Here is a 10000-nt window from a genome sequence, read left to right on the forward strand (position 1 = left end):
ATGAGCGCCCAATTATATGAACTCTGGGAAAAAACATTGAATATAATCAAAGGCGAGCTTACAGAAGTAAGTTTTAACACATGGATCAAAAGTGCCGTTCCTCTTTCTATTTCTGAGGATACAATAAAATTTGGTGTTCCAAATGATTTTACAAAGGAAATTCTGGATACTCGCTATAAGGACTTATTGATCAATGCCATAAAGCTCATTTCAACTAAACGTTACAACATAGAATTTTCAATAGTATCGGAAGAAACTGCAGCTATTGAAAAAACTAAAGAGGAACCGAGGAAGAATGTGCAGGTATCTGATGAGATGACAGCTACCTTAAATCCCAAATATACTTTTGACTCCTTTGTTATAGGTAATAGTAATCGATTTGCTCACGCAGCATCACTTGCAGTAGCTGAATCACCAGCCAAAGCATATAACCCTCTATTTATATATGGGGGGGTAGGTCTAGGAAAAACTCACTTAATGCATGCAATTGGCCACTATATACTTAAAACCAATCCTAAGGCAAAGGTCGTCTATGTATCTTCAGAAAAGTTTACAAATGAGTTAATTAACTCTATTAAGGATGATAAAAACGTTGATTTTAGAAATAAATATAGAAACGTTGACGTACTTCTTATAGATGATATTCAATTTATTGCAGGTAAAGAAAGAACTCAAGAAGAATTTTTCCATACTTTTAATGCTTTACATGAGGCTAATAAGCAAATAATTTTGTCTAGTGACCGTCCCCCAAAAGAAATCCCAACTTTAGAGGATAGGCTAAGATCTCGTTTTGAATGGGGACTTATCGCAGATATTCAGCCTCCCGATTTTGAAACAAGAATAGCCATATTAAAGAAAAAAGCTGACGTTGAAAAATTAAATATACCTAATGAAGTTATGGTTTACATAGCCTCTCAAATAAAATCTAATATTAGAGAGCTTGAAGGTGCATTAATCAGAATTGTTGCCTATTCATCTCTAACAAATAAAGAAGTTAGTGTAGATCTTGCTTCAGAAGCACTTAAAGATATTATTTCAAATAAGCAATCAAAACATATTACTATAGATTTGATACAAGATGTTGTTTCCAGTTACTATAATTTAAAAGTTGAGGATTTTAAATCTCAGCGACGTACGCGAAATGTAGCCTTTCCACGGCAAATAGCTATGTATTTATGTAGAAAGCTTACTGATATGTCTCTACCGAAGATAGGCGAAGAATTTGGTGGAAGAGACCACACCACAGTAATCCATGCCTATGAGAAAATTTCTGAAGCTTTGCAAGCAGACGAAGCCCTTCAGAACACTATAAATGACCTTTCAAAAAAGATAACACAAAAATAATTAACAACTGTAAATAATTATTTTTTATTGTTTGTGGATAAGTGAAAGAGGACATAATTAAAAATAATAATGTGGATAAGTGGAAAATATTCATCATATCTTATCCACAATTATTTTTGCACTTTTATTGTTGAATTTTAAAGGCTTAGAGTACTTATCCACAAAGTCACATCCCCTACTACTATTACTACTGAAATAATTATTTTACCTAACCTGTTTTTAAGTGAATAATCACTGTGTATAGAATAATTAACATAAGAGTTTTTAAGGAGGTAATTATATGAAGTTTATATGTCAAAAAAATGTTCTGCAAGAAGCTATATCTATTGCACAAAAAGCTGTTACAGGAAAATCTACAATACCAGTACTAGAAGGACTTTTGTTAAAAGCAGTAAACAATACGCTAACAATCATTGGATCTGACGCAGATCTAAGTATTGAAACAAAATGTGAAGCTGAAGTTTTAGAATTTGGAAGTATAGTAGTAGATGCAAAGCTTTTAGGAGAGATTATTAGAAAATTACCGAACGATAATGTTGAAATATCTACTTTGGAGAATAATACCTTACAAATATATTGCCAGAAGTCAAATTTCACATTAGTTCATATGAGTGCAGATGACTATCCAACACTACCACAGATAAATGAGAATATGATTTTCAATGTTCCACAATGTATACTGAAAAATATGATTAAGGGAACAATATTTGCAATAGCTCAAGATGAGACCAGGCCAATACTTACCGGAGTTCTTTTTGAGGTTAAGGATAACAAACTGAATATGGTTGCTCTCGACGGATATAGATTAGCTCTTAGAAGTGAATATCTAGAAACCGCTAACACAATTAGTGCCGTAATTCCTGGGAAAACTCTAAATGAAATTGCTAAGATACTAGAAGATAAGCAAGATATGACATATATAACCTTTACTACAAATCATATTTTATTTAACTTAGGAAATACAAAGGTGATATCTAGGCTGCTAGAAGGTGAGTTTATAAAGTATACTTCAATTATTCCAGATGAACATAACTTGAAAATCACTGCTAAAAGAAGCCAAATACTAAACTGTATTGAGAGAGCTTCTCTATTAGCTAAAGAAGGTAATACAAACTTGATAAAATTGAATATACAGGAAGATAACCTAATAATAACCTCCAATTCTCAATTGGGAAAGGTTAAAGAAGAGCTTTCTATTATTTTGCAAGGACAGCCACTTCAAATTGCATTTAATTCTAAATACCTAATAGACGTGTTAAAGATAATGGAAGAGGAAGAAATAACCATGGAGTTTTCCAGTGCAGTTAGTCCATGCATAATAAGAAATAAGGAAGTAGATAATTGCATTTATCTTGTTTTACCGGTTCGATTATTAAATAACTAATTGTTCAAAAAATAATTAAAAACTATAAAGGAGGGAAGGAACCAATATTGGATTCCTACTTTATGAAGGAAATAAAAATAGAGACTGAATATATAAAATTAGACTCATTTTTAAAGTGGTGTGGTGAATTTGCCCAAGGATCCGATGCTAAAATGTTTATCTTAGCTGGAAATGTTAAAGTTAACGGGGAAGTAGAACTAAGAAGAGGTAGAAAGCTTAGAAACGGGGATATAGTAGAATTCGGAAATGAAATTTTTAAAATTACTTGATTAAATTAGTTTATGATATAATAAAATAAAGTCACTTTAAAAAAGGTGTTTTTGAATGCATGTAAAATACTTACAACTGATTAATTACAGAAATTACAAAGAACTATTTATAGAGTTAAATGAGAATGTAAATGTCTTTATTGGGGATAATGCTCAGGGAAAAACAAATGTATTAGAAAGTATCTATTACAGTAGTTTTGGACGTTCCCATAGAACCAATAAAGATAAAGAAATCATAAAATGGAACGAAAATGAAGCTTATATTAAACTTCATGTAGTAAGAGAGCGTTTAGACAAAAAAATTGAAATAAAAATCCTAAAAGAGGGAAAAAAGGCTATAAGTATAAATTCTATTAAGATTAATAAGATATCTCAACTATTAGGAAACTGCAATGTAGTAATGTTTTCTCCTGAGGATTTAAAGATTGTCAAGGAATCTCCTGGACATAGAAGGAGATTTCTTGACATGGAATTATGTCAGTTAGATGCAGCCTACTATTATAGTTTAGTACAATATAACAAGGTTTTATTGGAGAGAAATACCGTTTTAAAGAATAGAAACATAGATCAATCCATTTTGGATGTTTACGACCAACAGCTAGCAGCCTTTGGACAGTACATAATAAAAAAAAGAGTTGGATATATAGAGAGGTTAAACTATTATAGCAGGACTTTGCATAAGGAAATAACTTCAGATAAAGAAAATATTGAATTTAAGTATATTTCTCAAGTTAGCTCCTATGAGAATATTGATTCTCAGCTGTTACAGCTTTTAAAGAAAAACAGGCAGAAGGATATAGATAGACGAACTACATCTGTAGGTCCTCACAGAGATGATTTTTCAATAGATATAAACGGAGTTGATACAAGAACTTTTGGCTCTCAAGGTCAACAGCGTACCTCAATTTTAACTATCAAATTTTCGTCTTTGAAGATAATAAAAGAGGTTACAGGCGAACATCCGGTACTTTTATTGGATGATGTTTTATCAGAGTTAGATTTTAAGAGAAAGAAGTATATACTAACCTCAATTTCCAAGGTACAGACTATAGTAACCTGTACTGGCATAGAAGATATAAAATCGTATATAGATGATAGAGCCACCATATTTTACGTAAAAGATGGGAATGTGGAAGTTGAAAAGGAGGGAGAATAATGTTTTTGCATTTAGGTGAGAATGTGGTAGTTCCTGTTAAGGATATTATAGCTATTTTTGATATGGAAACCTCGATTTATGGTTCTGATACTGTACAATTTTTAAGAATGGCTGAAGAAGATGGCTTTGTTGAACGAATTACTAAAGAAAAGCCAAAGTCTTTCGTTATAGCAGAAGTAAATAAAAAGAGTAAAATTTATTTGTCACCAATATCGTCAGTTACTCTAAGTAAAAGAACGGTAGTCAACTTTGATGAATAATTACAAGTTTTTAGTTAAGTATAATACCTTACAATACAAGGAGGATGTACATGTTGGAACAGGAAAAGAAAGCATATGATGAGAGTCAAATACAAGTTCTAGAAGGATTAGAAGCAGTAAGAAAGAGACCAGGAATGTATATCGGAAGTACTGGTTCTAGAGGACTTCATCATTTGGTTTATGAAATAGTTGATAATAGTATAGATGAGGCTATTGAAGGAACATGTAAAAATATTTCAGTAGTAATCCACAGTGATAATTCTATTACAGTAGAGGATGATGGTAGAGGTATGCCTATAGGTATACATCCTAAAATGGGAATACCTACTGTAGAGGTTATAATGACTATACTTCATGCCGGAGGTAAATTTGGCGGAGGAGGATATAAGGTTTCCGGAGGACTCCACGGTGTAGGTGCTTCAGTTGTTAATGCACTATCAGTTAATTGCCAGGTTATCGTAACAAGAGATGGTGGTGTTTGGAGACAGACTTACAGCAGAGGTAAGGTAACCAGTGCCTTTGAAAAGATTGGTGAAGCAGAAGGACATGGAACTAAGACCTACTTTAAACCGGATCCTGAAATTTTTGAAGAAAAAGAGTTTGACTATGATATTTTAGCACAAAGATTAAGAGAATTGGCTTTTTTAAATAAGGGAATAAGAATAGTACTTTCAGACGAAAGAACAGATAAAAAAGATGAATTTTGCTATGAGGGCGGTATAAAATCCTTTGTGGAATACTTAAACCGAAATAAAGAAAAGCTTCATGAGGAGCCAATCTATGTTGAAGGAAAAAAAGATGACTATATTGTTGAAATAGCACTACAATACAACGACGGATATCAGGAGAATATATTTTCCTTTGCCAATAACATAGACACTGTGGAAGGCGGAACGCATTTAGTAGGTTTTAAGACAGCTTTAACGAGAGCTTTCAATGACTATGCTAAAAAGTTTGGGCACCTTAAGGAAAATGATAAAAACCTGTCTGGAGAAGACATTAGAGAGGGGCTAACTGCTGTTGTTTCAGTTAAGCTTACAGATCCACAATTTGAAGGACAGACAAAAACAAAGCTTGGAAATACAGAAGTAAGAGGAATAGTAGATAATATTGTTGGGGACAAAGTATCAACATATCTTGAAGAGAACCCCAACGTTGGAAAGACAATAATTGATAAGGCTCTTTTAGCTGCTAGAGCAAGGGAAGCAGCTAGAAAGGCTAGGGAACTTACTAGAAAATCTGTATTAGAAAGAACAACACTTCCGGGAAAGCTTGCAGATTGTTCTTCAAAAGACCCGAATGAATGTGAAATATATATCGTTGAGGGAGACTCTGCAGGGGGATCCGCTAAGCAAGGAAGAAATAGAATGTTCCAGGCTATACTTCCTCTAAGAGGAAAAATAATGAACGTTGAAAAACAAAGACTGGACAAAATATTAGGATACCAGGAAATAAGGTCTATGATAACTGCTTTTGGTGCAGGTATAGGAAAAGACTTTGATGTAGAGAAAATAAGGTATAATCGTATCATAATAATGACAGATGCGGATGTTGATGGTGCTCACATAAGAACGCTGCTACTAACCTTCTTTTATAGGTATATGAAAGAGCTTGTTGAAAAGGGCCATGTCTACATAGCTCAACCTCCGTTATATAAGATAACAAAAGGAAGAAAAGACTATTATGCCTATAACGATAAAGAAAAAGAAAAAATCCTTATGGAGATAGGTGGTCAAGACAACAATACTAGTATTCAAAGATATAAAGGTCTTGGAGAAATGGATGCAGAGCAACTTTGGGAGACCACAATGAATCCTGAAAAGAGAACTCTTCTTCAAGTAACTGTTGAGGATGCCATGGCTGCTGATGAGATATTCACTATACTTATGGGTGACAAGGTAGAGCCAAGAAGAGAATTCATCACAGAAAATGCGAAGAAAGTTGAAAATCTTGATATATAGGGATTAAAGAGGAGTGTATTCAATGAATAACCTAGGTAAAGTGTTACCGATTGATATAAAGCATGAGATGAAAAAATGCTATATAGACTATGCTATGAGTGTTATAGTAGGCCGTGCTCTTCCTGATGTAAGAGATGGATTAAAGCCAGTGCATAGAAGAATATTATATTCTATGCATGAATTAGGAATAACACCTGATAAACCTCATAGAAAGTGTGCAAGAATAGTAGGAGATGTACTTGGTAAATACCATCCACATGGTGACTCTGCTGTTTATGATGCTTTGGTTAGAATGGCTCAGGACTTTAACTTAAGAAATACACTTGTTGAGGGACATGGTAACTTTGGATCTGTAGACGGCGACTCAGCTGCGGCAATGAGATATACAGAGGCAAGACTAAGTAAAATCGCAGTTGAGATGTTAAGAGATATAAATAAAAATACCGTAGACTTTATTCCAAACTTTGACGGAGAAGAAAAGGAACCTACAGTTTTACCATCAAGATTTCCAAACTTGTTGGTAAACGGATCATCAGGTATAGCGGTAGGTATGGCTACAAATATCCCTCCCCATAATCTTGGAGAAGTTATTGATGGCGTAGCTATGATAATTGACAACCCAGAAGTAACAGTGAAGGACCTGATGACAGTTATAAAGGGCCCAGACTTTCCAACTGCAGGAATAATTAAGGGAACAGAAGGAATAAGAGAGGCTTACGAGACTGGCAGAGGTAGAATAATCGTAAGAGCAAAGGCAGAAATTGAAGAAGAAAAAGGAAAGCAAAAGATCATTGTAACAGAGATACCATATCAAGTTAACAAGGCAAAGCTAGTAGAAAGTATTGCAGACTTGGTTAAGGACAAAAAGATCGTTGGCATATCTGATTTAAGAGATGAATCGGACCGAGAAGGTATGAGAATCGTTATAGAAATTAAAAAGGATGCCAATGCAAATGTAATATTAAATCAGCTTTATAAGCACACAAAAATGCAGGATACTTTTGGTGTAATAATGATTGCTCTAGTAGGAGCTGAACCACAAACTCTTAACTTAAAGCAGGTTTTATTACATTATCTTGACCACCAAAAGGATGTAATAAGAAGAAGAACTCAGTTTGAGTTGGATAAGGCTTTGGCAAGAGCTCATATACTTGAAGGTTTAAGAATAGCTCTTGATCATATCGATGAGGTTATAAGACTAATTAGGTCTTCAAAGACCACAGAAGAAGCAAGAAATGGCTTAATGACCAACTTTGGCCTATCAGAGAAACAAGCTCAGGCAATTCTCGATATGAGATTACAAAGACTTACTGGCTTGGAAAGAGTTAAGATAGAAGAAGAATATAACGAATTAATGAAGAATATAGCATATTATAGAGATATTCTTGCAAGAGAAGAATTAATGCTAAAGGTAATAAAGGATGAGCTTCTTGAAATAAAAGCAAAATATGCTGATGAGAGAAGAACAGTAATAGAAAAGAATGCCCTTGAAATTGATATAGAAGATTTGATAGAAGAAAAGGACGTTGTTATTACTCTTACTCATACCGGATATATCAAGAGAATAGCAGCAGATACCTATAGTGCCCAAAGAAGAGGTGGAAAGGGTATACAGGCAATGGCTACAAAAGAAGATGACTTTGTTGAACATATCTTTGTAGCGTCTACTCACAGCGATCTTCTATTCTTTACTAATAGGGGAAGAGCATATAGGCTTAAAGCTTATGAGGTACCGGATGCTGGCAGAACCGCTAAGGGTACAAATCTTGTAAATCTCCTTCCATTGGCAGGTAATGAAAAGATTCAAGCAGTGCTTACAATAAAGAAAAGCTACGAAGATGGCTATTTGATTATGGCAACTAAGCAAGGCTTAATTAAGAAGACAGAACTTAAGGAATTTGCAAACATAAGAAAGAATGGCTTAATAGCAATAAGTCTAAAGGATGGAGATGAACTTCTGAAGGTAAAGGTAACCCGAGGAGATGCTGAAATTGTAATTGTAACACAACAGGGATATGCTATAAGATTCAGTGAAAAAGAAGTAAGACCTATGGGAAGATCAGCTTCAGGAGTTAAGGCAGTTACTCTAAGAGATGATGATATAGCTGTATCCATGGATATTGTTGTTCCTGATCAGGAATTACTGGTTGTATCAGAAAATGGCTTTGGTAAGAGAACTCCCATGGAGGAATACGGAATACAGTCAAGAGGCGGAAAAGGGTTAAAGACTTATAAGGTAGCAGAAAAGACCGGTAAATTAGTAGGGGCAAGAGTTGTAAAAGATGGCGATGAGTTAATGCTGATAAATAACAATGGAGTTGCTATAAGAATGGAGGTTTCAGGTATTTCTGTAACCAGCAGAAGTACTATGGGAGTTACACTGATGAGAACCGGTGAGGAAGAGCAGATAGTAGCTCTTGCAAAGATAGCAAGCAGTGAAGAAATGGACTCAGCTTCACAAGAGGATTCGGTAAAAGATCCAAATAGAGAAAGTGCTGTCGATGACTTAGTTGATGTAGAAGACGGTATTGAAAATGAATATAATGTTGATACAGATAAAATTGATGAATAATTAAAAGTACAAAGCAAAAGAAGCGGTATCAAAACCGCTTCTTTTGCTTTGTACTTTTGTAATGATTTTACTAGCACTGTCTTAAAAAAGTGGAGTTAAAGAAATGACAAACTATAATATCAAATTAAACTTATCCTAGTGTATCATCATGATAAAATTAAAGAAATAATTAGAATTATGAAGAAAAATTAATTTAATTTAACGCGGTTAATCATATTAATCAAGTGAATAATAATAAATTTGATAAAATAACTTTTGTCGCTGCAAGATAGCAGTGATAAATCACTAAAGAAGTTTCTTAAAAAACATAAAATTATGTTGACATTAAGAATCTAAGGTGATAAGATATAAAAGCTGTCAGACGACAGCGAAATAATAACAAGTTGGTCTTTGAAAATTGAACAGAGGTTAAATGATAATTTCTTTACAGAATAAATCATGGTCAGCGATTTCTTTGACAGACGAAAGTCTGAAAAACAAATTTAGCGATAAGCTAGAGTTCAAACTTTTAAATTGAGAGTTTGATCCTGGCTCAGGACGAACGCTGGCGGCGTGCCTAACACATGCAAGTCGAGCGGGGGACTTCGGTCCCCAGCGGCGGACGGGTGAGTAACACGTGGGTAACCTGCCTCATAGAGGGGGATAGCCTCCCGAAAGGGAGATTAATACCGCATAATAAGCAGCCATCGCATGATGGCAACTTTAAAGGAGCAATCCGCTATGAGATGGGCCCGCGGCGCATTAGCTAGTTGGTGAGGTAACGGCTCACCAAGGCCACGATGCGTAGCCGACCTGAGAGGGTGATCGGCCACATTGGAACTGAGACACGGTCCAGACTCCTACGGGAGGCAGCAGTGGGGAATATTGCACAATGGGCGAAAGCCTGATGCAGCAACGCCGCGTGGAGGATGAAGGCCTTCGGGTTGTAAACTCTTGTCTTCTGGGACGATAATGACGGTACCAGAGGAGGAAGCCACGGCTAACTACGTGCCAGCAGCCGCGGTAATACGTAGGTGGCGAGCGTTGTCCGGATTTACTGGGCGTAAAGGATGCG

At 35.1% G+C, this 10000-nt stretch carries 7 protein-coding genes and 1 rRNA gene (1 of these 8 cut by a window edge); all 8 read left to right on the plus strand.

Annotation, left to right across the window (positions count from 1 at the left end; all coding sequences use genetic code 11):
- Positions 1 to 1344: a chromosomal replication initiator protein DnaA gene (gene dnaA / locus FHY60_RS00005; RefSeq protein WP_139902016.1), complete on the plus strand. Its 1344-nt coding sequence runs from the start codon at positions 1 to 3 to the stop codon at positions 1342 to 1344.
- A 280-nt stretch (positions 1345 to 1624) separates the two neighbouring features.
- Complete coding sequence (gene dnaN / locus FHY60_RS00010) at positions 1625 to 2728, plus strand: DNA polymerase III subunit beta (protein ID WP_139902017.1); 1104 nt, start codon at positions 1625 to 1627, stop codon at positions 2726 to 2728.
- A gap of 62 nt (positions 2729 to 2790) precedes the next feature.
- Positions 2791 to 2997, plus strand: coding sequence for a S4 domain-containing protein YaaA (gene yaaA, locus FHY60_RS00015; protein ID WP_139902018.1), 207 nt, complete (start codon positions 2791 to 2793; stop codon positions 2995 to 2997).
- 55 nt (positions 2998 to 3052) lie between these two features.
- Positions 3053 to 4153 carry a DNA replication/repair protein RecF gene (gene recF / locus FHY60_RS00020; protein WP_139902020.1) on the plus strand — a complete coding sequence of 367 codons (1101 nt, stop codon included), beginning with the start codon at positions 3053 to 3055 and terminating at the stop codon, positions 4151 to 4153.
- Positions 4153 to 4413, plus strand: a complete 261-nt coding sequence (gene remB, locus FHY60_RS00025) for an extracellular matrix regulator RemB (RefSeq protein WP_139902022.1) — start codon at positions 4153 to 4155, stop codon at positions 4411 to 4413. The genes recF and remB overlap by 1 nt, the downstream gene beginning before the upstream one ends.
- A 50-nt stretch (positions 4414 to 4463) precedes the next feature.
- Positions 4464 to 6374 carry a DNA topoisomerase (ATP-hydrolyzing) subunit B gene (gene gyrB / locus FHY60_RS00030; protein ID WP_163215956.1) on the plus strand — a complete coding sequence of 637 codons (1911 nt, stop codon included), beginning with the start codon at positions 4464 to 4466 and terminating at the stop codon, positions 6372 to 6374.
- Between the two features lie 22 nt (positions 6375 to 6396).
- A complete protein-coding gene (gene gyrA, locus FHY60_RS00035) occupies positions 6397 to 8946 on the plus strand; it encodes a DNA gyrase subunit A (protein WP_139902024.1) in 2550 nt (849 codons plus the stop codon).
- 509 nt (positions 8947 to 9455) lie between these two features.
- Positions 9456 to 10000 (plus strand): 16S ribosomal RNA (locus FHY60_RS00040) (it continues 956 nt past the right edge of the window).

Origin of the sequence: Clostridium thermarum, from assembly GCF_006351925.1 — a bacterium.
In the GTDB taxonomy this organism is placed as follows: Bacteria; Bacillota; Clostridia; order Clostridiales; family Clostridiaceae; genus Clostridium_AU; species Clostridium_AU thermarum.